Origin of the sequence: Pseudomonas helleri, from assembly GCF_001043025.1 — a bacterium.
In the GTDB taxonomy this organism is placed as follows: domain Bacteria; phylum Pseudomonadota; class Gammaproteobacteria; order Pseudomonadales; family Pseudomonadaceae; genus Aquipseudomonas; species Aquipseudomonas helleri.
Map to the genome: position 1 here is coordinate 92,594 of NZ_JYLD01000011.1, position 25,238 is coordinate 117,831.

Annotated in this window: 25 protein-coding genes; all 25 read right to left on the reverse strand. The window is 59.8% G+C overall.

Annotated features, from left to right (window positions below; translation table 11 throughout):
- Positions 1–4 precede the first annotated feature (4 nt).
- The 25 genes from fliP to TU84_RS18215 all read right to left on the reverse strand — a co-directional run bounded on the left by fliP (position 5) and on the right by TU84_RS18215 (position 25,224).
- Complete coding sequence (gene fliP / locus TU84_RS18095) at positions 5–748, reverse strand: flagellar type III secretion system pore protein FliP (protein ID WP_048371400.1); 744 nt, start codon at positions 746–748, stop codon at positions 5–7.
- A complete protein-coding gene (gene fliO, locus TU84_RS18100) occupies positions 748–1,188 on the reverse strand; it encodes a flagellar biosynthetic protein FliO (RefSeq protein WP_048371402.1) in 441 nt (146 codons plus the stop codon). Before fliO ends, fliP begins: the two co-directional genes overlap by 1 nt.
- Positions 1,189–1,653 carry a flagellar motor switch protein FliN gene (fliN, locus tag TU84_RS18105; protein WP_048371405.1) on the reverse strand — a complete coding sequence of 155 codons (465 nt, stop codon included), beginning with the start codon at positions 1,651–1,653 and terminating at the stop codon, positions 1,189–1,191. It abuts the gene before it with no gap.
- Between the two features lie 37 nt (positions 1,654–1,690).
- The gene (gene fliM, locus TU84_RS18110; protein WP_048371407.1) at positions 1,691–2,659 is read right to left on the reverse strand and encodes a flagellar motor switch protein FliM; all 969 of its coding nucleotides are present in this window, start codon (positions 2,657–2,659) and stop codon (positions 1,691–1,693) included.
- Between the two features lie 8 nt (positions 2,660–2,667).
- Positions 2,668–3,159, reverse strand: a complete 492-nt coding sequence (gene fliL / locus TU84_RS18115; protein ID WP_048371409.1) for a flagellar basal body-associated protein FliL — start codon at positions 3,157–3,159, stop codon at positions 2,668–2,670.
- A 150-nt stretch (positions 3,160–3,309) separates the two neighbouring features.
- Entirely contained in the window at positions 3,310–4,569 is a 1,260-nt protein-coding gene (locus TU84_RS18120) for a flagellar hook-length control protein FliK (RefSeq protein ID WP_048371411.1), read from the reverse strand.
- Between the two features lie 75 nt (positions 4,570–4,644).
- Positions 4,645–4,995, reverse strand: coding sequence for an Hpt domain-containing protein (locus tag TU84_RS18125; RefSeq protein WP_048371413.1), 351 nt, complete (start codon positions 4,993–4,995; stop codon positions 4,645–4,647).
- A gap of 69 nt (positions 4,996–5,064) precedes the next feature.
- Positions 5,065–6,774: an ATP-binding SpoIIE family protein phosphatase gene (locus TU84_RS18130; RefSeq protein ID WP_174479337.1), complete on the reverse strand. Its 1,710-nt coding sequence runs from the start codon at positions 6,772–6,774 to the stop codon at positions 5,065–5,067.
- On the reverse strand, positions 6,771–7,076 hold the full coding sequence (locus TU84_RS18135; RefSeq protein ID WP_048371417.1) for an STAS domain-containing protein: 306 nt from the start codon (positions 7,074–7,076) through the stop codon (positions 6,771–6,773). Before TU84_RS18135 ends, TU84_RS18130 begins: the two co-directional genes overlap by 4 nt.
- A gap of 146 nt (positions 7,077–7,222) precedes the next feature.
- Entirely contained in the window at positions 7,223–7,675 is a 453-nt protein-coding gene (gene fliJ / locus TU84_RS18140) for a flagellar export protein FliJ (protein WP_048371419.1), read from the reverse strand.
- 6 nt (positions 7,676–7,681) lie between these two features.
- Positions 7,682–9,040: a flagellar protein export ATPase FliI gene (gene fliI / locus TU84_RS18145; RefSeq protein WP_048371421.1), complete on the reverse strand. Its 1,359-nt coding sequence runs from the start codon at positions 9,038–9,040 to the stop codon at positions 7,682–7,684.
- Positions 9,030–9,800: a flagellar assembly protein FliH gene (gene fliH / locus TU84_RS18150; protein WP_048371423.1), complete on the reverse strand. Its 771-nt coding sequence runs from the start codon at positions 9,798–9,800 to the stop codon at positions 9,030–9,032. Before fliH ends, fliI begins: the two co-directional genes overlap by 11 nt.
- Entirely contained in the window at positions 9,801–10,823 is a 1,023-nt protein-coding gene (gene fliG, locus TU84_RS18155) for a flagellar motor switch protein FliG (protein WP_048371424.1), read from the reverse strand.
- On the reverse strand, positions 10,816–12,606 hold the full coding sequence (fliF, locus tag TU84_RS18160; RefSeq protein WP_048371426.1) for a flagellar basal-body MS-ring/collar protein FliF: 1,791 nt from the start codon (positions 12,604–12,606) through the stop codon (positions 10,816–10,818). The genes fliG and fliF overlap by 8 nt, the downstream gene beginning before the upstream one ends.
- Positions 12,607–12,621: 15 nt before the next feature.
- Complete coding sequence (gene fliE / locus TU84_RS18165) at positions 12,622–12,954, reverse strand: flagellar hook-basal body complex protein FliE (protein ID WP_048371428.1); 333 nt, start codon at positions 12,952–12,954, stop codon at positions 12,622–12,624.
- Between the two features lie 226 nt (positions 12,955–13,180).
- The gene (locus tag TU84_RS18170) at positions 13,181–14,542 is read right to left on the reverse strand and encodes a sigma-54-dependent transcriptional regulator (RefSeq protein WP_048371636.1); all 1,362 of its coding nucleotides are present in this window, start codon (positions 14,540–14,542) and stop codon (positions 13,181–13,183) included.
- Between the two features lie 5 nt (positions 14,543–14,547).
- Positions 14,548–15,693 (reverse strand): sensor histidine kinase, encoded by a 1,146-nt coding sequence (locus tag TU84_RS18175; RefSeq protein ID WP_227024842.1) that lies wholly within the window; start codon positions 15,691–15,693, stop codon positions 14,548–14,550.
- Positions 15,694–15,973: 280 nt separating this feature from the next.
- Positions 15,974–17,449, reverse strand: a complete 1,476-nt coding sequence (locus TU84_RS18180) for a sigma-54 dependent transcriptional regulator (RefSeq protein WP_048371432.1) — start codon at positions 17,447–17,449, stop codon at positions 15,974–15,976.
- Positions 17,450–17,628: 179 nt separating this feature from the next.
- Complete coding sequence (locus TU84_RS18185; protein ID WP_048371434.1) at positions 17,629–17,922, reverse strand: hypothetical protein; 294 nt, start codon at positions 17,920–17,922, stop codon at positions 17,629–17,631.
- 18 nt (positions 17,923–17,940) lie between these two features.
- On the reverse strand, positions 17,941–18,336 hold the full coding sequence (fliS, locus tag TU84_RS18190; protein ID WP_048371436.1) for a flagellar export chaperone FliS: 396 nt from the start codon (positions 18,334–18,336) through the stop codon (positions 17,941–17,943).
- A gap of 96 nt (positions 18,337–18,432) precedes the next feature.
- Positions 18,433–19,794 carry a flagellar filament capping protein FliD gene (gene fliD, locus TU84_RS18195; RefSeq protein ID WP_048371438.1) on the reverse strand — a complete coding sequence of 454 codons (1,362 nt, stop codon included), beginning with the start codon at positions 19,792–19,794 and terminating at the stop codon, positions 18,433–18,435.
- Positions 19,795–19,876: 82 nt separating this feature from the next.
- Positions 19,877–20,227 (reverse strand): flagellar protein FlaG, encoded by a 351-nt coding sequence (locus TU84_RS18200; RefSeq protein WP_048371440.1) that lies wholly within the window; start codon positions 20,225–20,227, stop codon positions 19,877–19,879.
- Between the two features lie 72 nt (positions 20,228–20,299).
- Complete coding sequence (locus tag TU84_RS18205; protein ID WP_048371442.1) at positions 20,300–22,051, reverse strand: flagellin N-terminal helical domain-containing protein; 1,752 nt, start codon at positions 22,049–22,051, stop codon at positions 20,300–20,302.
- A 290-nt stretch (positions 22,052–22,341) separates the two neighbouring features.
- Positions 22,342–23,271, reverse strand: coding sequence for a ketoacyl-ACP synthase III (locus TU84_RS18210; protein WP_048371444.1), 930 nt, complete (start codon positions 23,269–23,271; stop codon positions 22,342–22,344).
- Between the two features lie 363 nt (positions 23,272–23,634).
- Positions 23,635–25,224: a flagellar hook-associated protein 3 gene (locus TU84_RS18215; protein WP_048371446.1), complete on the reverse strand. Its 1,590-nt coding sequence runs from the start codon at positions 25,222–25,224 to the stop codon at positions 23,635–23,637.
- Positions 25,225–25,238: the final 14 nt, after the last annotated feature.

Below are 25,238 nucleotides of genomic sequence, written 5' to 3' on the forward strand. Positions count from 1 at the left end.
GGGCTCAGACTCCGCCGAAACTGCTGGCCAGGGTGCCGATAATCAGCGCCCAACCGTCCACCAGCACGAACAGCATGATTTTGAACGGCAACGAAATGATCAACGGCGAGAGCATCATCATGCCCATGGCCATCAGCACACTGGCCACCATCAGGTCGATAATCAGGAACGGAATGAAGATCATAAAGCCGATCTGGAACGCAGTTTTAAGCTCAGAAGTGACGAAGGCCGGGACCAGAATGGTCAGCGGCGCCGCGTCGGGCGTCGGGATGTCGGTACGCTTGGACAAGCGCATAAACAGCTCAAGGTCGCTGGTGCGGGTCTGCGCCAGCATAAAGTCCTTGATCGGGCCTTCTGCCTTGAGGATCGCGTCCTGGGCCGTGAGTTTTTCCGCCAGGTACGGCTGCAGGGCGTCGCGGTTCACCTTGTCAAACACCGGCGCCATGATGAACAGGGTCAAAAACAGCGCCATGCCGGTGAGGATCTGGTTGGACGGGGTTTGTTGCAGCCCCAACGCCTGACGCAGAATCGAAAACACGATGATGATCCGCGTAAAACTGGTCATCAGCATCACGAACGCCGGGATAAAACTCAGGGCGGTCATGATCAGCAAGATTTGCAGGCTGACCGAATACTCCTGCTGCCCGTTGGCGCCGGTGCCCAGGGTGATTGCCGGGATCGACAACGGGTCGGCCGCCAAGGCGACCGGCGCGAGCAAGGCCAACAACAGTGCGACAGCTAAACGCATTACGGCTTGTCCTTTTGCTGGCCGAGGATTTCCATCAGCCGCTTGGCAAATTCAGGCGTGGCCGGTTGCGTGGTGTCCGGCGCTGCAACCGGCTCTTTGAGCACATGCAGCGGGGTGATGCGGCCCGGCGTCAGGCCGAGCAGGATTTGCTCGTTGCCCACTTGCACCAGCACCAGCCGGTCACGGGTGCCCAGGGCCCGCGAGCTGATCAGTTCGATGACTTGCCCCTGGCGCGCGCCTCCTTGCTGAACCCGGCGCAGCACCCAGGCCAGGGCAAAGATCAGCCCCAGCACCAGCAGCAAACCCAGCACCAGTTGCGTCAACTGGCCGCCCAGGCTGCTGGCGGCCACGGGCGCAACGGCGCTCGCGGTGCTGGCCACCGGCTCTGCTGCCAGGGCGCTCAAGGGTAGCGCCAGTAAACCGCCGAGAAGCCGCTTCACTTAGCGCAACTTCTTGATGCGTTCGCTTGGGCTGATCACGTCGGTCAGACGGATGCCAAACTTTTCGTTGACCACCACCACTTCGCCATGGGCAATCAGGGTGCCGTTAACCAGCACGTCCAGCGGCTCACCGGCCAGGCGATCGAGTTCGATGACCGAGCCCTGGTTGAGTTGCAGCAGGTTACGAATGTTGATGTCGGTGCTGCCCACTTCCATGGAAATCGACACCGGAATATCCAGAATCACATCCAGGTTGGGACCGTCCAGCGACACCGGGTCGTTGTTGCGCGGCACGCTGCCGAACTCTTCCATAGGCAAGCGGTTGGACGCCGGTTTTTGCGCGGCGTCAGCGGCCAGCAGCGCGTCGATATCGGCCTGGCCAACATCGCCGGTTTCTTCCAGCGCGGCGGCCCATTCATCGGCCAGCGCCTGGTCGGCGGCGCTTGTATCGTTTTCGTTAGCCATCAGGTGTCCTCACTGAGCAATTGGGGGGGTTCGGTGTTTAACGCCGAACGATGGGTTCAAGCACTTGCAAGGCCAGATTGCCTTTGTGCGAACCCAGTTTGACCTTGAACGTGGGCACGCCATTGGCGCGCATCACCAGTTCGTCCTGCAATTCGATCGGGATCACGTCCCCCGGCGCCATGTGCAAAATGTCGCGCAGGCGCAGTTGGCGGCGGGCCACAGTGGCGCTCAGCGGTACGCTGACGTCCAGCACGTCTTCGCGCAGGGCTTTGCTCCAGCGTTCGTCCTGGTCGTCGAGGTCTGACTGAAAGCCGGCATCGAGCATTTCGCGCACCGGCTCGATCATCGAGTACGGCATGGTCACGTGCAGGTCGCCGCCACCGCCATCGAGTTCGATGTGGAAGGTCGACACCACAATCGCTTCGCTGGGGCCGACGATGTTGGCCATGGCCGGGTTCACTTCCGAGTTGATGTACTCGAAATTGACTTCCATGATCGCCTGCCAGGCTTCTTTCAAATCGACGAAGGCCTGCTCCAGCACCATGCGCACGACGCGCAATTCGGTGGGGGTGAATTCGCGGCCTTCGATTTTGGCGTGACGGCCGTCGCCACCAAAAAAGTTGTCCACCAGCTTGAACACCAGCTTGGCGTCGAGGATGAACAGCGCGGTGCCGCGCAACGGCTTGATCTTGACCAGGTTGAGGCTGGTGGGCACGTACAGCGAGTGCACGTATTCACCGAACTTCATCACCTGCACGCCGCCCACCGCCACATCTGCCGAGCGGCGCAGCATGTTGAACATGCTGATGCGGGTATAGCGGGCGAAACGCTCGTTGATCATTTCCAGGGTCGGCATGCGGCCCCGGACAATCCGGTCCTGACTGGTCAGGTCGTAACTTTTGACGCTGCCGGGTTCGGCAGCCGCCTCGGCCTGTACCAGACCGTCATCGACGCCATGCAGCAGCGCGTCGATCTCATCCTGGGACAGCAGGTCTTGCACGGCCATGTCGTGTCCTACTGCAATACAAAGTTAGTAAAGAGGGCCTGATCAATAACCACTTTGCCGAGTTCTTTTTGCGCCACTTCCTGCACGCTCGCAGTGGCTTTCTGACGCAACATTTCCTGCCCCACCGGAGTGGCGAGGCTGTCAAAGGTCTGTCCGGAGAACAGCATGACCAGGTTGTTGCGGATCACCGGCATATGCACCTTGAGCGCATTGAGGTCATTTTGATCCCGCGCCTGCAAGGTGATGCTCACTTGCAGATAGCGCTGGCGGCCGTTGTCATTGAGGTTGACCACAAAAGCGGGTGGCAGCGGCTCGTAGATGGCCGGGCGCTTGATGTTGGCGTCCACCACAGGCGGCGCGGCGCTTTTCTCGCCGCTCATGAAAAACCAGGTAGCCCCCACCGACAGGCCGATGGCCAGCAACAGCGCCACGACCACCAGAATAATCAGCTTGAGTTTGCCTTTATCGGCGGGGTCTTTCGGTGCGTCGGTCGTCGCCATGCCAATAATCCGTCACTTTTGGGTTTTCACAGGTGCATGACTAGGCAGAGCAAGTGTTATGCCAGAACTGGAGGAGCTGCCGCAGGCTGCGATCTTTTAAAAGATCAAAAGATCGCGAGGCAAGCTCGCTCCTACAAGGCCACTTGGGGTTCAGGCGTAGTAGTCCACGGCGCTGGTGCCCAGCACGATGCTGGGGGCGACGGGTTCGGCGGCGGCTAACGGCGTGTCGTCGTCAAGGCGCGCGCCACTGGCCCGGGAGCGCTGCTGGCCTTGTTGCTCCTGACCTTGGCCCTGCCAATTGCGCGACTGGTCCGACACATTGACGTCGACCTGGCCCATGCCCTGCTGGGCGAGCATGTCGCGCAGGCGGTGCATCTGGCTGTCCAGCGCTTCTCGCACGGCCGCATGGCCGCTGACAAAGTTGACTTGCGTGGACTGGTCCGCCGCGACGTTGACGCGAATATCCAGGCGCCCAAGCTCCGCCGGCTGCAATTGGATGTCGGCGGATTTGAGGTTGGCGCTGGACAGGTACATCACTCGGTTGACGATTTCTTCTGACCAGCCGCTCTGGTGCATGGCCAGCGGCTGGTTGACCGGCAGCGCATTCGCGGTTTTCGGCACGGCCGCCTGAGTCAGCGCAGCCAGACGGTTGGCAAAGTCATCGACGCGGGTGTCGCTGGAAGCGCTTTTGAGGTCTTTAAGGCCGTCATCCACCAGCCCCTTGAAGGCTTTTTCACCGCCCTCACCCGTACTGGAGGCGTCGGCTTTGGGCTCAAGCATCTGCGCAATCGCGTTCGGCTGGCCCTGGCTCGCATTGGCCGGGGTGTCGGGTTGAGCATTTTTCGCCGGTGACTGGCTGCTGGCGGACACATGGCCGCCCTGCTCCATGGCCAGGCGCACAGCGGGCATGTCATCCAGCGGGTCGGCTTGTGGGTCAAAGGTGTCATCCACCACAGGCGGTGGCGGCGCTTGCACGGCCATGTTCGCGGCGGCCAGTTGCGCAGCTTGCTCATCAGGCTGTGCCGGGGCAACAGGCGCAGGGGTTTGCGCTACCGCCGGTGGCGTTTGCACAGCAGGGGGTGTGGTATCGGCAGTCGGCAGGCCGTCGTCAGGTTTGACCGGCGTGTCATCTTGATCGGTGCTTTGAGACTTGCCAGCAGGCAAGGGTTTGCCGCTATCGGCAACAGCAGGCGATGGGTTTGCAGTGCTGTTATTGCTCGCATCGCGTGTTATGGCAGGCTTGCTGCTGGTGACACCCGAGGTGGCGTCAGACGCTTTGGCATAGACCCTGGAAAACGGCTCGCCCCCTGTTTTTACGGGCTCGACGTCAGGCTGTGCAGCTTTGCCCGTTGCGGCTTTGGACGCAGCGACGGCAGGTGTCTGAAGGAACGGGTTGGCGGCGAGTGGCATTGGCAAAGTCTCCGCTGTACGGCAGGCATCGGTACAGGTGGAAGAGACAGAGCAAGGTTCGGGCCAGCTTTGCCGTCAGTTGCCCGAGAGGTAACTGGAGACGCTCACCCGCTGGCGCTCGGCACGATACAGCTGGCGGACCATTTGGTATTCGTCATTGATTTCGATGACCAGCTCTTTGATGTCCGCCAGTTGCTTCTTTTGCGCACGCTCTTCGAGCTGACCGCACAACAACGCCAGGCGGGTGGCGCCCATGTTGCTGCTGCTGCCTTTGAAGCTGTGCGCAACCAGGGTCAGGTCGCGGGCTTCCTGGGCATTGTGCAATTGGTCGATACGTTCTTCGGAGTCCGAGAGAAAGGTGTCCAGCAGGTCTGCAAACCCCTCTTCCATCACCTCGCGCAACGAACTGATGACTTGCTCATCCATATGAATTGCAGGTACTTGTCCATTATGAATTTCAGACACTTGTTCACTCCTTGATCAAGAATGCTCGGATTATGCCAGAGCCTCCCATAAAAACTCTACGGTCGCTGTACGACCCTCGTCGGACCACCGCGCGGACGGGCAGAGCTGGCGCACCAGACTCAAACCGCGCCCCGACAAACGGTCGAGATCAAGCGGTCTGGCCAGCATGCTGGCGACGTCAAAGCCCGGCCCGCTGTCTTCTACGTGCAGTGTCAGGCGACCACCCTGGCGCTCGGGCACCACGCACATAGCCACACGCACGAAACCACTTTTTAACGCAATCAGACGCTGATTGCGCAATTCGTAATATCTTGCAAAACCTTTAGCGTCTCGCTTGAGCCGTGAATCCAGCCCAAGCACGCCATGTTCCAGCGCATTGCTGTACAGCTCGGACAGCACCGCATGGATCTGAGCGCCCTGCGCACGCAGGCCATGCACCTCCATCAGCATGTGCAGCAAATAAGGCAGCGGGTTGAACTGTTGCAGCGTCGACGCTCGGAATTCGAAACGGGCAGACCAGTCGAGCGGACTGCATTGGCCGCTGTCGGTGTAGAGCATCGCGGGCATCCCCAGGCGCTGCGCAACCTGCGAGGTGATCTGCACCATGCTGACGTCATCGCGAATCTGCCCCTGAAACTGCCGCAACGCCTGCTCGACTTCATCGATCAGGTGCTGCGGGTCGCGATTGGCCTCCAGCACGCGCTGCAACCGTTGCGCACCAAACAGCTGTTCATCCGGGCCAGTGGTTTCGGTCACGCCATCGGTGAGCAAGAACAATTGATCGCCGGGCAGCATGGGCAGCACCCGGGTCGAATGGTCAAACGCCTTGGCCTTCAACACCCCCAGCGGTAAATGCTGCGAGCTGAGCGCGGTGCGCTGCCCCGTAGCCTGGGTGTGCAAATAGCCGTCGGGCATTCCCCCGCTCCACACTTCAAGGCTGCGCCTCAGCGCACTGACACAGACCACGTGGGCGCAGCAGAACATGTCGACCGGCAGGATGCGTTTGAGCTTGGCATTCATTTCACGGAGCATTTCGCCCAGGCCATAGCCCTTGGCCGTCATGCTGTAGAACACCTCAGACAAGGGCATCGCACCAATGGCTGCCGGCAATCCATGACCGGTAAAGTCGGCCAGCAGCAGATGGGTATCACCCGAAGGCGTGTGGGCAGCAAGCAGCAAGTCGCCGTTGAACAAGGCGTACGGCGACTGCCGATACTGGATATTCGGGGCGCTCAGGCAGCCCTCATGGGCCACCCGGTCAAACACCGCCTTGGCCACACGCTGCTCATTGAGCAAATACACATTGTGCCGGGCGATCTGGTCACGTTGCTGCAACACGGTGTCTTGCAAGCGCCGCAGGCGATCCATGACAGTGATCTTGGCGGCCAGCAGCATCGGGTTATACGGCTTGAGCAACACATCATCACCGCCCGCCTCCAGGGTGCGGGTCAATGCATCGGCGTGATTGAGTGAAGTCAGGAAGATGATCGGCACCAGCACTTCACCGGCCAGCGCCTTGATCTGGCGCGTCGCCTCAAAGCCGTCCATCACCGGCATCAGGCCATCCATCAGCACCAGATGCGGGCGCTGCTGGCGGAAGACCTCCACGGCCTCGGCACCGTTGCTGGCCAGCAACACGGTATGGCCCAGGCGCTGCACGATAGTGGCCAGCAACAGCCGGTCCGCAGCGCTGTCTTCGGCGATCAATATCGTCAGGCCGCGAGCCTGGGGCGGGTTCACTTGATGTCGAACAACTGGTCGAAATTGGATATCTCGAAGGTTTTGCGCACATCGTTGCTGCTGTTGACCACTTGAATCTCGGCTTCATCGCCACCGGCGTGATCGCGCAGCAGCAACAGCATGCCCAGGGCGGAGCTGTCGATGTAGGTGGCCTCTTTCAAGTCCACGACAATCGACTCGGGTATGGGGTCGTTTTTTTCGTAAGCAGCACGAAAGTCTTGATGCTTGGCAAAATCAAACCGCCCCTTGATGGCGATGGTCAGTTGGTTGCCGTCGGCTGAAACGTGAGAAGTCACGGCCATGGGGTAGCTCCTGGTTCAGGTATCGATTGACCTGAACTATAGACGCTCTGAAAACCTGCGCAGGCTGTAGGAGCGAGCTTGTCTCGCGATCTTTTAAATGATCAACAAGATCGCGAGGCAAGCTCGCTCCTACAGGGCATGCGGGATTAGTAGACTTCTTTGCGTGGCAGGCGCTGGGACAGTTCGTCCATCAGTTTTTGCTCGCGCTTGTCTTCAAGCTGGCGCGCTTCGTCGGCGTAGCGCTGGACCAGTTTGCGCAACCCTTCAACCCTGGCGTAGGCCTGTTGCCAGGATTCGCGGGCTTTGTTGAGGTTGTTTTCATGCCATTGCAGGCTTTGGCGTTGCTGGCCCACCGCGGTTTCAAGCTGGCCCAGAAAGTATTGATAGTTGCGCAGCCATTGGCCGGTTACGCCCTGGCTGCCGCGCTCGACCCATTGCGCCTGGTATTCGCCCCGAAAGTTTTCAAGGTCGCCCAGCTTGCTGTTGGCCAGATTGACTTGGCCCTGAAAGTGGCCCAATCGCTGGGCGGCTGCCTTTTCGGTTTTTTCGGCCATTTCGACCACCGGCGCCAGACGCGCCGCCCTTCCTCCGCTCGCCATAATCGATTAACCACCCGCCGCCGGGGCGAACAGGCTGGCCAGGTGGCCGCCGCTTTCGCCCAGGCTGATGTTGTCGTTCAGGCCTTGGCGCAGGTACGCGACCATGGCCGGTTGCAGGGCAATTGCGGTGTCGGTTTCACGGTCGCCGCCGGCCACGTAGGCGCCCACGCTGATCAAGTCCCGCGCTTGCTGGAAGCGTGACCACAGTTGTTTGAATTGCTGCGCCCGGCGCATGTGCTCGGCGCTGACCACCGACGGCATGACCCGGCTGATGGACGCTTCAATGTCGATGGCCGGGTAATGGCCCTCTTCGGCCAAACGCCGCGACAGCACGATGTGCCCGTCGAGCACGCCCCGCGCCGAGTCGGCAATCGGGTCTTGCTGGTCATCGCCTTCGGACAACACGGTATAAAACGCAGTAATCGAGCCACCTCCGGCCTCGGCATTACCGGCGCGCTCCACCAGTTTGGGCAGCTTGGCGAACACCGACGGCGGGTAGCCCTTGGTCGCGGGCGGTTCGCCAATGGCCAGGGCAATTTCCCGCTGGGCCTGAGCAAAACGGGTCAGCGAGTCCATCAGCAGCAGGACGTTTTTGCCCTTGTCGCGAAAGTATTCGGCAATCCGCGTGCAGTACATGGCCGCGCGCAAACGCATCAGCGGCGCATCGTCGGCAGGTGAGGCAACCACCACAGAACGCTTGAGGCCTTCTTCACCGAGAATGTGCTCGATAAATTCCTTCACCTCACGGCCCCGCTCACCGATCAGGCCCACCACGATAATGTCGGCCTCGGTAAAGCGCGTCATCATGCCCAACAGCACACTCTTGCCCACGCCGGTACCGGCAAACAGGCCAAGACGCTGGCCACGGCCGACCGTCAATAATCCGTTGATGCTGCGAATGCCCACGTCCAGCGGCACGCTGATGGGGTCGCGCTTGAGCGGGTTGATGGTCGGGCCGTCCATCGGCACCCAGTCTTCGGCTTTCATCAAGCCTTTGCCGTCCAGGGCGCGGCCCGCGCCGTCGAGCACCCGGCCGAGCATGCTCATGCCCATCGGCAAGCGGCCGGTGTCAGCCAAGGGCACCACGCGGGCACCCGGCGCGATCCCGGCCACGCTGCCCACCGGCATCAGGAAGATTTTGCTGCCAGAAAAGCCCATCACTTCGGCTTCGACTTCAACCGGATGAAACAGGTCGTCGTTGATCACCAGGCAGCGGCTGCCCATGGCGGCGCGCAGGCCTTCGGCTTCGAGGGTCAGGCCGACCATGCGCAACAGCCGCCCTTCGACCACCGGCTGGGCCGGTAAAGCCACCGCCGGGGCGTAGCCGCTCAGGCGCTTGGCGAAGCTGGTGCGCTTAAGGCGCATGGGGTTGGTCCAGGTCGACGTCGATGTCCGGCGCGGCCGGGTGCAGCGACTGCTCGTGCAGTTGATCAAACAGTTGGCTCATCGCCAGTTTGATCCGCGTTTCGATGCTGGCGTCGATGCGGCTGTGTTCGGTCTCGATGCGGCAGCCGCCCGGTTGCAGGCTGTCGTCTTCGACAATTTTCCAGCGTTCGTCATGACGCTCGCGCAGGGCCTTGATCTGGTCAAAGTCTTGCGGGTTGATAAACAGACGGATGTTGTCGGCGCCCATCGGCAGCAGTTTCAAGCCGTCGCGCAGCACTTGCTCGATGTGGCTTGAGTCGGTTTTGAGTTCGCGCTGGATCACCAGCCGGGTCATGTGCTCGACCAGCCCGACCATGGCTTTTTCAAGCTGCTGGTCCTGCTCGGCCAACGGCGCCAGCAGGCTGCCCATCAAGCGTTCCAGGCTGGCGACCTTGGCATTCAAGGCCACTTCGGCTTCCTGGCGTACTTTGAGCTGAGTGCTGTGAAACCCTTCTTTTTCGCCGGTGGCAAAGCCTTCGTTCCAGGCTTCCTGGCGGATGCTTTCGAGTTCTTCGAGGGTCAGCGGCTGGACTTCTTCGAGCGGCACTTCTTCGCTGTCGGCGGGCAGTTCTTCAACCGGTTCCGGCTCGGGTGCTTCGGGCTCTTCCTGCCAGGGGTCAAAACTGGGCAGCCCCCATACGTCGAACGCACCGACATCCTTGGCACGAATTACATCCCCGGGTGACTCGCCGTTGCTCACTTAGATCATCTCTTCGCCGCCCTTCCCGCCGAGAACGATTTCTCCGGCTTCGGCCATACGGCGGGCAATGGTGAGGATTTCTTTTTGCGCGGTTTCGACATCGCTGACGCGCACCGGGCCTTTGGCTTCCAGGTCGTCGCGCAGCAGCTCGGCCGCGCGCTTGGACATGTTCTTGAAGATTTTGTCCTGAACGTTGTCGTCCGAACCCTTGAGCGCCAGCACCAACACGTCCGAAGACACTTCGCGCAGCAGCGCCTGAATGCCGCGATCGTCAACATCGGCTAGGTTGTTGAAGACGAACATCAGGTCTTCGATCTGCCCGGACAGGTCTTCGTCGATGTCGCGAATCGAGTCCATCAACTGCGCTTCCATCGAGCTGTCGAGGAAGTTCATGATGTCGGCGGCCCGCTTGATCCCGCCCAGCGAAGTACGCGCCGCGTTGGAGTTACCGGCGAACTGCTTCTCGAGGATCTGGTTGAGCTCTTTCAACGCCGCCGGTTGCACGGTGTTGAGCGAGGACACGCGCAGAATGATGTCCAGCCGCGCCTTCTGATCGAAATGGCCGAGCACTTCGCCCGCCTGATCGGGGTCGAGGTAGGCCACCACGATGGCCTGGATTTGCGGGTGTTCGAAGCGGATCACGTCGGCCACGGCGCGCGGCTCCATCCACTTCAGGCTGTCGAGGCCGCTGGTGTTGCCGCCCAGCAGAATACGGTCGATCAGGCCATTGGCCTTGTCTTCGCCGAGGGCCGAGGTGAGCATTTTGCGGATGTAGCTGTCAGAGCCGACGCCGAGGCTGGTCTGATCGCCGACGATTTCGACGAACTCACTCATTACCTGCTCGACTTGCTCTCGGTGCACGTTGCGCATCTGCGCCATCGCCACACCCACGCGCTGCACTTCTTTGGGCCCCATGTGCCGCAATACTTGCGCGGCATCGGCTTCGCCCAGCGACAGCAGCAAAATCGCTGCCTTGTCGACCCGGGTCAGCTTGGCATTGGCGGCAGCTCGGTTATCACTCATCGGCGTTGATCCACTCTTTGACGACCTGGGCCACGCGGCCCGGGTCTTCGGCTACCAGACTCTTGATGGCATTCAGTTGTGCGTCATAGCCTTCGCTCGGGCTCGGCAACATGATGCTTTGTGGCCCGCCCAGGCTCACGCGGTCGTTGGCCAGCTCACCGTCCAGACCGCCCATGCCGGCCATTTCGGCATCGCTGCCAATACCCGCCACCTGCTTGTTGCGGCCATTGCCGGTGATGTTGTTGAGCACCGGGCGCAGCACGCCAAACACCAGCACCAGAATGAACAGCACGCCCAGCACTTGCTTGACCACATCCCAGAACCAGGGCTGCGAGTAGAACGGAATATCGGCAATCACTTCGCCACGCTCGGAGGAGAACGGCACGTTGATCACGCTCACACTGTCACCGCGGCTGGCATCAAAGCCCACGGCGTCCTGCACCAGGCGGGTGAAGCGCGCCAATTGATCGGCGCTCCACGGAGTGCGGGTGACTTCGCCGTTGGCCGGGTTGACGATGGCCTGATCATCGATGACCACGGCCACCGACAGGCGATTGACTTTGCCCTGCTGCTGTTTGGTGTGGCTGATGGAGCGGTCGAGCTCAAAGTTGCGGGTCGACTGCGAGCGTTTGTCGGCCGGGTACGGCGCCAGCATCGGTTGGCCGGTGGCCGGGTCCATGATTTGCTGGCCGTTGGCATCGAGCAGCGGCTGGCCCGGTTGCACCATGCCTGCGCCCGCCGCCCCGGCCTGGCCGGTTTGCTGCGGCGCGGTGGCCGGGGCTGGCGGCTGATTGCTCAACGCCCCCGGTACGCCTTGCGGGCCGTTGCTGGCGGTGCGTTGTTCGTTGGTGGATTGCTCGCTGCGCAAGGCGGGCTGGTCAGGGTTGAACTGCTCGGAGGTGGATTCGACCGAGCTGAAATCAACGTCTGCCGAGACTTCAGCCTTGTAGCGATCATTGCCCAGCACCGGTTGCAAGATGTTATGCACGCGTTGGGTGAGCATGCCTTCCATGCGCCGGCTGTAGTCAAATTGCTTGCCGGCCATGGTCAGCTCGGAGTTCTCTGCCTGATCTGAAAGCAGATTGCCCTTTTGGTCGACCACGGTGACCTGGGACTTGATCAGTTCCGGCACGCTGGTGGCCACCAGGTTGATGATCGCCATCACCTGGCCTGGCTCCAGCGAGCGGCCGGGGTACAGCTCCACCAGCACCGAGGCGCTGGGCTTGCGTTCATCGCGCACGAACACCGAGCTTTTCGGGATCGCCAGGTGCACGCGGGCAGCCTTGATGTTGTTGAGGCTGGAAATGGTCCGCGCCAGTTCGCCTTCCAGACCACGGCGATAGCGCGTGGCTTCCATAAACTGGCTGGTGCCCAGGCCCTGGTCTTTGTCGAGGATTTCGAAGCCGATGTTGCCGTCTGAAGGGGTGACGCCTGCGGCCGCGAGCTTGAGCCGCGCCCGTGAGACGTCATCGGCCTTGACCAGCAAGGCGCCGGAATTGGGTTCAACAGTGTAGGCAATATCAGCGGCGGCCAGGGTTTCCATGACCTGCTTGGCGTCCATCCCGGCCAGGCTGCCGTACAGCGGCCGGTAATCGGGCTGTTGCGACCACAACACCACGGCAAAACCTATCGCCACGCTCGCTGCCAGACCGACCATAAGGCCGACCTGACGCAACATGGTCATCTCGGCCAGGTTGTCCAGAAAGGACAAGCCGAACAGCGGCCCTTTGCCGCCACCCAGGCCTGACTTGGCCGGAACGTTTTCCGGAAGTGCATCTGCCATGACTTAATATCGCCCTTAAACCGGCATCTGCATGATGTCTTGGTACGCCTGAACCAGCTTGTTACGCACTTGCGTGATCGCCTGGAAAGACACGCTGGCCTTTTGTGAGGCAACCATCACGTCGGTCAGGTCGACACCGCTTTTACCGATTTCGAACGCGTTGGACAGCTGCGACGACGCTTGCTGCGTCTCGCTGACCTTGTTGATCGCGTTGCCGAGCATGTCGGAGAAGCTCGGTGCACCCGCTTCAGGAGCGGCCTGCACAGCCGATTTCGGTTGGGCCATGGCGTCCATTTGCATGGCCCGCATATCCAACATCAATCGATTAAATTCAATACCTTGGCTCATGGACTATGGCCTCCGCCGACCCGCATTTTTTTGACACTTTCACTGCTCGTAGTGAGGTATAGCAACAAGGGTGCCAGCTCTTTGTCGTTTTCGCACGATTAACGTTACAAAACATCGCAAAAACCGAACTAAACACACCCTGTAGGAGCGAGCTTGCCTCGCGATCTCTTGATCTTTAAAAGCAAAAGATCGCGAGGCAAGCTCGCTCCTACAGGGGGATGCACCGTCACGTTGCGGCAAACAGGTACGCCTCGACATCCATTCCGGCGTCACGCATTTGCGCCAGCTTGTAGCGCAAGGTGCGCGGGCTGATGCCCAGGCGTTCGGCCGCTTCTTTGCGCCGCCCCCGCTCGGCACGCAAGGTGTCGATGATCATTTCAAACTCATGGCGACGCAGGTCGTCGCCCAACGCGCCGGACGACTCGACCGGCGCCACCGCAGGCAGCGGCGCGTACGTCACCGGCCCGGCCAGGCAGAAGTCGGCCGCTTCAATCAAGCCGCTTTGTTGCAGGATCAGCGCCCGCTGGATTGCGTTGTCCAGTTCACGCACATTGCCCGGCCACGGGTAACCCACCAGGCACGCCTGGGCCTGCGCCGAGAAACGCACCGGGGCATGCTTCATTTTGCTGATGTGCTTGGCCAGCAGCCGCTCGGCCAACGGCACGATATCGGCGGTGCGTTCGCGCAACGGGCGCCAGGCCAGCGGGAACACCGACAATCGATAGTACAAATCTTCACGGAAGCGCCCCGCCGCCACTTCCCCGGCCAGGTCACGGTTGGTGGTGGCGATCACGCGGATATCCAGGGCAATGGGTTTGCGCCCGCCCACGCGTTCTACCTCACGCTCCTGCAACACCCGCAGCAACTTGGCTTGCAGGCCCAGGGGCATTTCCGAGATTTCGTCGAGCAGCAAGGTGCCGCCGTCGGCCTGTTCGAACTTGCCCGCCTGCGCTGCAATGGCGCCGGTAAACGAGCCTTTTTCGTGGCCAAACAAGGTGGCTTCGAGCATGTTGTCCGGAATCGCCGCACAGTTGATCGCCACGAACGGCTGATCGATCCGGCTGGAATGCTGGTGAATGTAACGCGCCAGCACTTCTTTACCGGTGCCCGACTCCCCGGAAATCAACACCGTCGAGTCACTTTTGGCCACCCGCGCTGCCAGCGCCAACAGCTGCGTGCTGGCCGGTTCAACCGCCACCGGGCCTTCGCTGTCTGCCGCGCTCAGGCTGCCCAGCGCATGGCGCGCCACCAGATCAAGCAAGGCCTTGGGTTCAAACGGCTTGACCAAGTAATCCGCAGCACCCTGGCGCATCGCATCGACGGCGCGTTCTACCGCGCCGTGGGCGGTCATCAACAGCACCGGCAACTGCGGATGACTGGCGCGCAGGCGGCCCAGCAGTTGGTGGCCGTCCATGCCCGGCATGTTGACGTCGCTGACTACCAGGCTGAAAGCTTCGCCCGCCACCGCGTGCAGCGCTTCTTCGCCAGAGCCTACGGCCTTGAAGTCGTGACCGGCCAACAACAACGTGTCGGCCAGCGCTTCACGCAAGGCGCGGTCATCCTCGACCAGCAGCACTTTGATTTGCATCGCCATCAGTTAGCCTCTCCTGCAACGGCAATCAGCGGCAAGCTGAGCAAGGCACAGGTGCCCCGCCCCAGCCGCGAACGTAAGCCCAGATCACCCTGGTGCGCACGCACCACGGCGGTGACCACAGCCAGTCCGAGCCCGGTGCCGGTGGCCTTGGTGGTGAAAAAAGGTTCGCCCAAACGCTCCAGCACCTTGGGTTCGATGCCGCTGCCGCTGTCGCTCACGCACAAGCGCAGTTGGTTGTCGCGGGCGTACAGGTGCACCTTGAGGCGCACCGCACCGGCTTGCAGGGCGTTTTCGATGAGGTTGAGCAGCGCGCCCACCAGCGTGTCGCGGTTGCACAGCACCAGCCCGGTGTGCACATCGCACTGCCAACGCATTGACACACCCTCAACGTGGGTCTGTGCCGCTGCCTGCAATGCTTGCATCAAGGCTTTGGGAGAAACCCGATCCGCCAGCGGCAGTTCGCCACGGGCAAACACCAGCATGTCGCGCACCTGATGTTCCAGTTCATGCAGGCGCTCTTTCAAGCGCCCGGCAAAGCGCTGCTGGGTTTCGACCGGCAGCGTTTGTTCAGTCAAATGGCTGGCGTAGATCAACGCCGCCGACAAGGGCGTGCGGATCTGATGCGCGAGGGAGGTGACCATGCGCCCCAGCGACGACAAACGTTCATGCCGGGACAGCTGGTCTTGCAAGCGCCGGGTTTCTGTCAGGTCGTTGAGCAACACCAGTTGCCCCGGTTCCGGGTCCAGCGAGCGGGTGGCAATCGACAGGCGACGACCGTCTTTAAGCGAGATTTCATGGCCATCGTCTTCACGCGGCGCGAAGCAGCGGGCAATCACCTGGCGCCACAATTCACCTTGCAGCGGCAGCCCCAACAGCTCGCACGCCGCCGGGTTGGCCTCGCTGACCAGTCCGCGATCGTCGATCACGATAACGCCGCCGGGCAACAAGTCCAGCAGGTGCTGCAAGCGATTGGCCAAGCGCTGGTTTTCTGCCAGCTCAGCCACGCGCCGCTCCCCGGCCAGCGCCAGCTCGCCTTTAAGCTCGGCAACCCGGGCTTCCAGCAGGCTGTAGGAGTCGGTCAACTGGGTCGACATCTGATTGAACAGCGAGAACGCCTGTTCAAGCTGCGCCGCGTTGGCGGGCATGGTGCTCAGAGACGCGGCAGCCCCTGCGAGATCAGGGACCGAGGACTGTTGGGCGGCGTGGGGCATGGGACGTTCTCGCTTGGCTGACCGTCATAAAACGGTTCGTTAACCCAAGCAAAGCAATACCCGTGCCCGAAAAATAACATTGGCAGGATGAAGGGAGGATGTGTTGATGCAGATCAAAGGATTGATGCAAAACCCTGTAGGAGCGAGCTTGTCTCGCGAGCTTTTAAAAGATCAAAAGATCGCGAGCAAGCTCGCTCCTACAGTTTGGGCGAGGTTAGTCGTCGCCCTGCTCTTCGCCTTCGCGGCGGCTCATGCCGTATTTGCGCATTTTTTCAACCAGGGTGGTACGACGGATCCGCAGGCGCTCGGCCGCACGGGCGACGATGCCGTTGGCATCGTCCAGCGCTTGCTGGATCAAGCTTTGTTCCAGCCCGCCCAGGTAGTCCTTGAGGTCCAGGCCTTCGGGCGGCAGCATCGCGCCGGTGGTGAAGTCCGGCGTATTGCTGTTGATGGCGACGCGTTCTTCCATGTCACTGCGCAGGCTGTCGACCAACTGCTCGTCTTCATCGTCGACATAGCGGAATTTTTTCGGCAGCTCTGCCACGCCGATCACGCCATAGGGATGCATGATCGCCATGCGCTCAACCAGGTTGGCCAGCTCGCGGACGTTGCCCGGCCAGGCGTGGCGGCACAGCGACATGATGGCGCCCGAGTTGAAGCGGATCGAACCGCGCTTTTCGTGTTCCATGCGTGAAATCAGCTCGTTGAGCAGCAGCGGAATGTCTTCCACCCGCTCACGCAAAGGGGCCATTTCAATCGGGAACACGTTGAGGCGGTAGTACAAGTCTTCGCGGAAGGCACCGACTTCGATCATGCTTTCGAGGTTTTTGTGGGTGGCCGCAATGATCCGCACATCGGCGCTTTGGGTCTTGTTGCTGCCCACGCGCTCAAAGGTGCGTTCCTGCAACACCCGCAGCAGTTTGACCTGCATCGGCAGCGGCATGTCGCCGATTTCATCGAGGAACAACGTGCCGCCATTGGCCAGTTCAAAACGCCCGGCGCGGCTGGTGATGGCCCCGGTGAACGCGCCCTTCTCATGGCCGAACAACTCGCTTTCAAGGAGCTCTGCGGGGATCGCCCCGCAATTGACCGGCACAAACGGCGCATCGCGGCGCTTGGAATGGTAATGCAGGTTGCGCGCGACCACTTCCTTGCCGGTCCCGGACTCGCCGAGGATCAACACGCTGGCGTCGGTGTCGGCCACTTGCTGCATCATCTGGCGCACGTGCTGGATCGCCCGGCTGGTGCCGACGAGGCTGCGAAACAGGTTGGGTTCACGGTGACGACCGCGCTCACGGGCCTGATCGTACATTTCACGATAGACCTGGGCACGGTGCAGCGAATCGAGCAATTTGCTGTAGCTGGGCGGCATTTCGAGGCTGGACAGCACGCGACGACGCTGGTCGTCGGGCAGCTCGGTCGAAGAAATATCACCTAAAAGCAGAATGGGCAGGAACTCATCCCAGGCTGCGAGTGTCTTAAGCAGGCTTGAAATTCCGCCAGCAGCGGTCACCGTGCCAATCAGCACGCAGAGCACCTCACGGCTGGACGACAGGCCTGTAACCGCCTGCTCCCACTCGTGACTAGGGCTGGTTAAATTCTCTTCGCCGAGAAAACTTAAAATTACCGCCAGGTCATGGCGGCGAACGCTATCGTCATCGATCAGCAGAATTTTGGTTTCACGCCACATGCAATAGCAACTTCCCTAGTCAACTCAGCGCTCCGGATAATGTGGAGCACACTAGCCGCCCCGATCCTGTTGGATGTGTGAGGCGACTGAAACAGAATACGTACTAGTTAAGTCAAAAAAACATACACAGTCAAATTTATGGCGCCGCTTAAACGGATTAACCCTATACTTCTTATGCCTTAACCGAACAAATGGTAAACCTTTGAAGCATTTTTTGCTTGGTTGATCTGCGCCATTTGCTCGACTACCAGTTGCCGCTCATCGGTAGCGGCCTCCAGCAGCATGCGATACACCACCAACAACCCCTCCAGATTTTCGCGCAGCACCGCTTCGTCCAGCGGGCGCTCGTCGAGTACTGTCTCAACACATTCACGGCACGCCGAGTCCAGCTCGCCGATGGCATCCCAGTTTCGCGCCGCCAGGGCATCGATCAGCGCGTCGCGGGTTTCTTGAATTCGTTGCAGCTGGCTCATGACGCACTCCTCAGGCCATTAGATTGATTGCGGGGCGATCTCGTCCCAGCCGCTTTTCACCGTGATCAGCAGGCGTGCGACTTCGTCGATGATTTCAGGATCGTTTTTGATATTGGCCTGGGTCAGACGCACGGCCATGTACTCGTACAGGTCATCGAGTTGCTGCAGCGCCGCCTTGTCGTCGGTCTTGTCAGCATCCAGGCCCTGACGCAAACCGCCAATAATGTCGACGGCTTTGGTCAGCAACAGTGCCTTCTGCGGGATATCGCCACGGCTCAACGCACCTTTGGCCTGGGCCATGCGCTCCAGGCCGCCTTCCATCAGCATTTGAATCAAGCGATGAGGGCTGGCTTCGGAGATTTGAGCGTGGGAATTGACCTTCTGATACTGACGAAGGGCGCGCATCGGGTTCATGTTTCTACCTCATCACAAATGGGCTAAGTCTTACTTCTTATGTCGGCGCCGGGGCTCAAAGCTTTAGCGCTCAAGCCGCACCAGATGCCCGGAAAATCAGTTATTCGACTTCGGGTTATTCAGCGAATTGAGCGTGGTCATGATGCTGGAACTGCTGGCGTTGATCTTCGCGATCAAGCCGTCCATCGCCGTGTATTTGGCGGTGAGCGTGGTTTTCAGCGTGTCCATACGGCTGTCCAGCGCTTTTTGCTGCTCGGTCAGATCGGTCAACTTGGTGTTCAAATCGGCGGCACGGGTGGTCAGCAGCCCGCTGGTGCCGACATAACTGTCCGTGGCCTTGGTCATGCGCGTGATCAAACCGGTGTCGCCGGTGAACACCTTGGCAATCTCGGTCGGACCATTGGGGGTCGCCACTGCGGCGTTCCACTTGGTGTCATCCAGGGTCAGCAAACCGGTTTTCTGATCGGTACTGATGCCCATTTGCGCCAGGTTGCCCACGGTGGAACCGCCGGAGTTTTGCAACAGTTCACTACGAATGCCGTTGACCAATTGGCGCATTGACGAATCACCGGTCAACGCACCGGTTGTGGTCGTGGCCGCATCACCGGTTGCAGTGACTTTGGTCTGGGTGTTGATGCTGGTCATCAGTGCGTTATAGGCACTGACAAACGACTGCACCGAGGTTTTCAAGGTGGTGGTGTTGGACGCCACGGTAATGGTCGACGGCTTGGTGTCCAGCAGCTCAAGACTCACACCACTGATGGCCGAGGTGATCTTGTTGCTCTTGGACTCCATGGCAATGTTGTCGATGGTGTACTCGGCGTTGACCGGCGGTTTTCCGGCGTCATAGCCAGTTGCCAGCTCGGAATCGCCACTGAGAGTAATGTCCGTGCCCTTACCGGTGGTTTGCGAACTGATGACCAGACGCGAGCCGTTGGCGTCGGTCAGCACGTTGGCGCTGATGCCCTTGGATTGCAGCTGCGTGTTGATCGCGTCACGGGTCTGCTGCATTGTCGCACCCGCCGGGACCTTGACGTCGTAACTGCTATCGGACTGCGAAATAGTCAGGGTTGCTTCTTGATCACCTGAGTTAACAACGGCTGAGCTGCCTTCGAACACTTTGCTGGTGACCTTTGACCCCGTCGCCAATTGCGTGACGTTAAGCGCATAGGTACCGCTTGCGGCTTTATCGCCCAGGGTGACCTTGGAAATTTTCTCGTCAGAAGACGTGCCCGCAAGCCCGTTGAAACTGGCTTCCGTGTTGAGTTTGGCGATGGCCGTACGATAAGTCTCAAGCGACGCCTTGACCGTGCCCACCGCCGACAGCTGGGTGGTGGTCGTGGTTTGCAGCTTGGTGATTTGCGCCTGCTTGGGGGCTTTTTCAGCATCCACCAACGCTTTGACGATCCCTACCGTATCGAAACCCGAACCGACGCCGGTAATCGTTGAACTGGCCATCTTTTTTCTCCTTGTTCGGTGGCTGTCGCTTTATTGGCTAAGAACAGCGAAGCCACAAACACCATCACATTTCATGCCACCTTCAAACACTGGCGTTAAAAAGCAGGCTGTTGGGGTCTGCCAGATTTTGCGCCAACTTGAGGGCCACTTCTGAAGGTAGCTGGCGAATCACTTCACCGCTTTGGGTGGCGATGACCTTGACCACCATGATGCCGGTGGTGTCATCAATCGAAAAATCCAGCTGACGCTGGTGAGACTGCGCGAAGTCGCGTAAATCACTGACCGCTTTTTCAACCTCGATACGCTCAGGCGGCTTGCCTGGCGGCACGATGTCACTGGCATCTGCCCTGGCAATGGCAGCCGGTGCTGGCGCGGGGCTGGACGGCCCGACGGCGGTTGGGTAGGCGGAATTCAGTTTGATGCTCATGTCCATGTCATCACCTCACCACTGAAAAAACAAAAGGGCACGTAAACGCGCCCTTCCGTTATCAACCGTGCGCTGAAATTACTGAAGCAGCTTCATCACAGCGGATGGCAGTTGGTTCGCCTGGGACAGGATCGCAGTGGACGCCTGTTGCAGGGTTTGTTGCTTGGTCAACTGAGCAGCTTCCGATGCGAAGTCAGTGTCCTGAACACGGCCCAGAGCAGCGGTCGAGTTCTCGGAAATGCTTTGCAGGTTAGCCACGGTGCTGTCGAAACGGTTTTGTACGGCACCCAAAGCCGAACGCTGGGTGTCGATCTGCTGAATCGCATCAGCCAGCGCCTGAACGGTACGCTGCGAATCGGCGGCAGTCAGAACACTCAGGCTGGCAACGCTGGTTTCAACGGTGGTTGCTTTCGCAGTGCCAGCGTCTGAAGCAGCAGTCAGGCCCAGCGCTTTCAGGCCCGAACCGGCTGCGCCATCCTTGATGGTGATGTCTTTGTTAGAGAACAGCTTCAGCGTGCCGTCATCATTTTTGCTGGCCGTTACGCCGGTGCTGGCGCTGTTGATCGAGGAAACGATTGCGTCTGCGCTATCGCCCTTCTTGAACTTGACTTCAACGCCGTTCAGTTCAATCGAAGTGTCTTCGGTCAATTTTGCCTGGGAAGAACCTGCCGACAGACCCAACTGAGCCAACGAGCCGCCTGCAGTGTTAGCCAGTTTGATGTCTTTGCCATCGCTGGTGGTTAGAGAGACGCGGCCCTCTTCAAAAGAAGCCTTGGAACCAGTACCGGCTGCAGTCGTCAAGCTCGACAAAACAGTTTGCAGAGTGTCATCAGCTTTCCAGGTAACATCTTTGCCGTTAACACTGGCACCGCCAGCTACGCCCATTGCTGTTGTAAGCGCTACTTTGTTAGCAACAGCTGGGCCTGCGGCGGCTGCCGCGGTCAGACCCAGATTAGCCAAGCCTGCGTTTGGAACCTGAGGATCGGTAGGGGGCGTAGCGTCTTCCATTACCGCCGAGACCGTAAAATCGGTCTTCGACGACAACACCAATTTCCCATCTGTATCAACAGCAGCGGTAACGCCGGTTTTTGCAGTCTGGTCATTGATGGACTTCAAAGCATCGGCAGTTGCTAGGTCAGCATCTGCACCGCCAGCCAATGTAATCTGTACATCATTGATCTTGAATGTCTCTCCCGCTGCGGTTGCTACAGGAGCAGCTGAAGCCGTTACCAGTGCCTTCTGACCCAACGCCGTACCGACAGTCGACGCAGTCAACCCCGTCAAAGCGGTGCTGTTAGCGCTTGCTTCGCTGTAAGAACCCTTCAAAGCAGTAGCACTGATATCGCTCATGCCGAACGAAATGGTCTGGTTGGCATCAGCGCCGACCTGGAAAGACTGGTTAGTGAACGAACCGTCCAGAATGTTACGACCACCGTAGGTAGTGGTTTGAGCAATACGGGTCAGTTCACCGGTTTTTGCTGTGAATTCTTGTTGCAGGGACGCACGGTCAGCGTCGCTTTTATCACCGTTCGCGGACTGCAGAGCCAGTTCACGCAGACGTTGCAGAATGTTGGTCGACTCTTGCATCGCGCCTTCAGCGGTCTGAGCAATCGAGTTGCCGTTGTTGGCGTTGGCGATCGCTACGGTCATGCCTTTGGTCTGCGAGGTCAGACGGTTGGCCATCTGCAGGCCAGCAGCGTCGTCTTTGGCGCTGTTGATTTTCAGGCCGGAAGACAGACGGGTCATCGAGGTGCTCAGCGCATCACCGGCTTTGTTCAGGTTTTTCTGAACGGTCAGGGACGTGACGTTGGTGTTTACGGATAAAGCCATGACGAAATCCTCATGAGATAAATACAGCGGCTTCCGGCCCTGGCAACCGCCGGGTGTGGCCTAGAGAACCTTCGTAATAGTTATCGTCGTGATGGCAGGATGCTTGAGGGCTTTTTTGATTTTTTTTACAGGCGGGGTTTCATGCCTTGTGTTTCAAGGGGTTGCGCGTTGCCCCCTGGCAAAATCTGATCGTGTAGGAGCGAGCTTGCCTCGCGATCTTTTAGAAGATCAAAAGATCGCGAGGCAAGCTCGCTCCTACAGCGGGGTCGATTGTTGTGTCTAGCGAGTGCTTAGTCGCGATAGATGATCGCCGAGCCCCACGACAGGCCCACACCGAACCCGCTCAGCGCTACGCGCTTCCAGGTGGCGTCCATCACGTGTTTTTCCAGCAGCAACGGAATGCTCGACGAAACGGTGTTGCCGGTCTCGACCATGTCTTTGATGAATTTCTCGGGCTCGCTTTCTTCAAAACGACGGGCCACGGCGTCAACAATCGCTGCGCTGCCCTGGTGGATGCAGAACGCGTCGATGTCTGTGGCTTTGAGTTCGGACTCGTCCAGCAGCTCATGCAGGTGCGCCGGGACTTTGACCAGGGCAAAGTTGAACACTTGGCGGCCGTTCATAAAGAACACGCCGTCGCTGACTTTCAGGTGCGGTGCGCCCGAGCCATCAGTGCCGAATTTGGCTTTGCCCAGCTGCCAGGTGGCGTCTTCGCCCATCCAGGTGGCGGTGGCGGCGTCGCCAAACAGCATGGTGGTGTTGCGGTCTTCGGGGTCGACGATTTTGGAATACGGGTCGGCGGTCACCAGCAAGCCGTTTTTCAGGCCCGCAGCTTCCATAAAGCCTTTCATGGCGTAGATGCCATACACGTAGCCCGAGCAGCCCAAGGAGATGTCGAACGCGGCCACGTGGGTCGGCAGGCCCAGCTTGTCTTGCACGATGGCGGCGGTGTGCGGCAAGCCTTCGGCGTCACCGTTCTGGGTGACGACGATCAACGCGTCGATGGATTCACGCGAGAGCTGCGTGTTGTTGGCGAACAGTGCGTTAACGGCTTCTACGCACAGGTCTGAGGTTTCCTGGTCAGCATCTTTACGCGGCAAGAAGGCCGAGCCAATCTTGCCCAGAATGAAGTCTTCGTCCTTGGAGAACTTCGCGCCCTGAGCGTAGTTGTCTACGCCGTTTGCAGGCACGTAACTGGCGATGCTTTTAATGCCAATCATTGTGGCTTCCCAATACTAATAGCTGGAGATCACCCGCTCAGCTAACCGAGGGGCGTTGACAATAAGAGGGCTTCGTCGCGCAAAAACAGCGGCGAAATGGGCACCTGACACCTACAAAAAAAACCACACAAATCAGCTGAAAATAGCCCGGCGCCCGCCCAAACGTTTCACACGATACAGTGAAGATGCGCGTTGTGACTCATAGGTCACTCTAATTTGTGTGGTTTTATACAAAAGATTTCAGAGAAGTTGTAGTCGCTGTCGAGGCACGAGGCTGCGATGCGGGCCGCAGGACCGCCAAAACGGGGGTCGCTTCGCAACCTATCGCAGCCTCGTGCCTCGTCAGCGACTACGGGATTTAGATCACAGCTGGTTGAACAGGCTGAGCTGGGAGATTTTGACGAACGCCAGTTGTGAGGCTTCGAGCATGGATTTCTGGAAGGCCAGTTGGGTTGCCGCGCTCGCGGTGTCGGTGTTGCCGATGGCCGCGGTGGTGGAGTCGTTGGCCAGGCCCATGCTGGTGTTTTCGTCGAATTGAATGTCCACCGCGTTCAACCGTGCACCGATTGAGCCGCGGGCGGTGTCGATGCTGGCGCTGGCGTTTTTCAGGTTGCCAATCGCGGTGTTGATGGCGTCACGCTGCATGCGCGAAGCCGCCGCGTCTTTTTCACTCGGCACCACTAACGCCTTGCGCAGCTCGCTGATGGTGTCCAGCGCGCTCTGGCTTTGGTGGTTGTTGTTGCTGACGACAAACTGATCGCCCGAGGCCGGGGTGCCGGTGAAGTCAAATTTGACGCCCATGGCTTCCAGCGAGCCATCGGCCAGGGTGCCCTTGGCAATCGACTTGCTGCTGTCGGTCAGCGGCTGCGCGTAGACCTCGTACTCGGTGGCGCTGGTGAACTTGATCACCGCGCCATTGCTCGGAAAACTGTCGCTGTAAGTGCCCGCGTTGGTCACGTTGGAGCCAGTGATTTGCGCCGTCGAGCTGTTGCTCGGGGTGCGCGAGGCATTGAAGGTGTCGGGCTTGGCTTGCAGGGTGAAGGTATGGCCCTTGACCGCCGCGTCCTGGTCGGTCGGGGCAATGTCCTTGAGGTTCAGGTTGATGTCAAAAGACACCCCGCGCAGGCTGATGCTGTGCGCGCCCTCTTTGGTCGAATCGAAAACGCCGTTGCCCGGGATCTCCGAGGTCACGTCTTTGCCCTCGGCATCTTTGAGGGTGTATTGGGTGCTGCTGGTGAATTCCAGGGTGTACGGCTGGCCTGCGGCAAAGCTCTTGTTGAACACCGCGCTGGAGGTCACCAGACCCGATGACACCGCAACCACGCCTTTGTCCGGCACCACCGCGCCATCCGGGTCGAGCATCGGCTGCAAGGTGCTTTGAGTACGCCCGGTGTTCACCGAGTTCTCCATAAAGCTTTTGGCCGTGTCGCTGCCCGCCAGGGTCAGGGTGTCCGAGACCTTGAGGTTGAGCTGGGTGTCATCGCCCTGATAGGAGTAGGTGCCATCGTTGTTGCGGATGTACGGCTGGGTGTCGGTCTTGGAGCCCGAGAACATGTAGTTGCCCGCGGAGTCTTTGCTGTTGAGCAGGCTGAAGACCTGGTCTTCGATGCTGCCCAGTTCGTTGGCCACCGCCAAACGGTCGGCGTCGTTGGTCAGGCCGCCCGCCCGCAGCGCCAGCTCACCGGCTTTTTGCAGGGAGTTATTGATGCTGTCGAGCACGCTTTCCTGATTGCTCAGCGACGACTTGATGCTGTCCATATTGGAGGAATACTGGCCCAACATGTCTTTTTGCTGCTGCAGTTGCAGCAAACGTGCGGCCCCCACCGGATCATCGGCAGCGGTCTGGATGCGCACGCCAGAGTCGATCTGCTGCTGGGTTTTGATCACCGACGAGAAGTTGTTCTGGTAGGTGGTGCTGGTCGACTCAAAAAACTGGGCAGTGGAAATACGCATCGTCGAGTGCTCCC

Excerpts from the sequence above, each read along its gene's own strand:
- fliP (WP_048371400.1), bottom strand. The coding sequence starts at position 748 with ATGCGTTTAGCTGTCGCACTGTTGTTGGCCTTGCTCGCGCCGGTCGCC.
- fliN (WP_048371405.1), bottom strand. The coding sequence starts at position 1,653 with ATGGCTAACGAAAACGATACAAGCGCCGCCGACCAGGCGCTGGCCGAT.
- fliM (WP_048371407.1), bottom strand. The coding sequence starts at position 2,659 with ATGGCCGTGCAAGACCTGCTGTCCCAGGATGAGATCGACGCGCTGCTG.
- fliL (WP_048371409.1), bottom strand. The coding sequence starts at position 3,159 with ATGGCGACGACCGACGCACCGAAAGACCCCGCCGATAAAGGCAAACTC.
- TU84_RS18120 (WP_048371411.1), bottom strand. The coding sequence starts at position 4,569 with ATGCCACTCGCCGCCAACCCGTTCCTTCAGACACCTGCCGTCGCTGCG.
- TU84_RS18125 (WP_048371413.1), bottom strand. The coding sequence starts at position 4,995 with ATGGATGAGCAAGTCATCAGTTCGTTGCGCGAGGTGATGGAAGAGGGG.
- TU84_RS18135 (WP_048371417.1), bottom strand. The coding sequence starts at position 7,076 with ATGGCCGTGACTTCTCACGTTTCAGCCGACGGCAACCAACTGACCATC.
- fliJ (WP_048371419.1), bottom strand. The coding sequence starts at position 7,675 with ATGGCGAGCGGAGGAAGGGCGGCGCGTCTGGCGCCGGTGGTCGAAATG.
- fliI (WP_048371421.1), bottom strand. The coding sequence starts at position 9,040 with ATGCGCCTTAAGCGCACCAGCTTCGCCAAGCGCCTGAGCGGCTACGCC.
- fliG (WP_048371424.1), bottom strand. The coding sequence starts at position 10,823 with ATGAGTGATAACCGAGCTGCCGCCAATGCCAAGCTGACCCGGGTCGAC.
- fliF (WP_048371426.1), bottom strand. The coding sequence starts at position 12,606 with ATGGCAGATGCACTTCCGGAAAACGTTCCGGCCAAGTCAGGCCTGGGT.
- fliE (WP_048371428.1), bottom strand. The coding sequence starts at position 12,954 with ATGAGCCAAGGTATTGAATTTAATCGATTGATGTTGGATATGCGGGCC.
- TU84_RS18170 (WP_048371636.1), bottom strand. The coding sequence starts at position 14,542 with ATGCAAATCAAAGTGCTGCTGGTCGAGGATGACCGCGCCTTGCGTGAA.
- TU84_RS18175 (WP_227024842.1), bottom strand. The coding sequence starts at position 15,693 with ATGCCCGCCAACGCGGCGCAGCTTGAACAGGCGTTCTCGCTGTTCAAT.
- TU84_RS18180 (WP_048371432.1), bottom strand. The coding sequence starts at position 17,449 with ATGTGGCGTGAAACCAAAATTCTGCTGATCGATGACGATAGCGTTCGC.
- TU84_RS18185 (WP_048371434.1), bottom strand. The coding sequence starts at position 17,922 with ATGAGCCAGCTGCAACGAATTCAAGAAACCCGCGACGCGCTGATCGAT.
- fliS (WP_048371436.1), bottom strand. The coding sequence starts at position 18,336 with ATGAACCCGATGCGCGCCCTTCGTCAGTATCAGAAGGTCAATTCCCAC.
- fliD (WP_048371438.1), bottom strand. The coding sequence starts at position 19,794 with ATGGCCAGTTCAACGATTACCGGCGTCGGTTCGGGTTTCGATACGGTA.
- TU84_RS18200 (WP_048371440.1), bottom strand. The coding sequence starts at position 20,227 with ATGGACATGAGCATCAAACTGAATTCCGCCTACCCAACCGCCGTCGGG.
- TU84_RS18205 (WP_048371442.1), bottom strand. The coding sequence starts at position 22,051 with ATGGCTTTATCCGTAAACACCAACGTCACGTCCCTGACCGTTCAGAAA.
- TU84_RS18210 (WP_048371444.1), bottom strand. The coding sequence starts at position 23,271 with ATGATTGGCATTAAAAGCATCGCCAGTTACGTGCCTGCAAACGGCGTA.
- TU84_RS18215 (WP_048371446.1), bottom strand. The coding sequence starts at position 25,224 with ATGCGTATTTCCACTGCCCAGTTTTTTGAGTCGACCAGCACCACCTAC.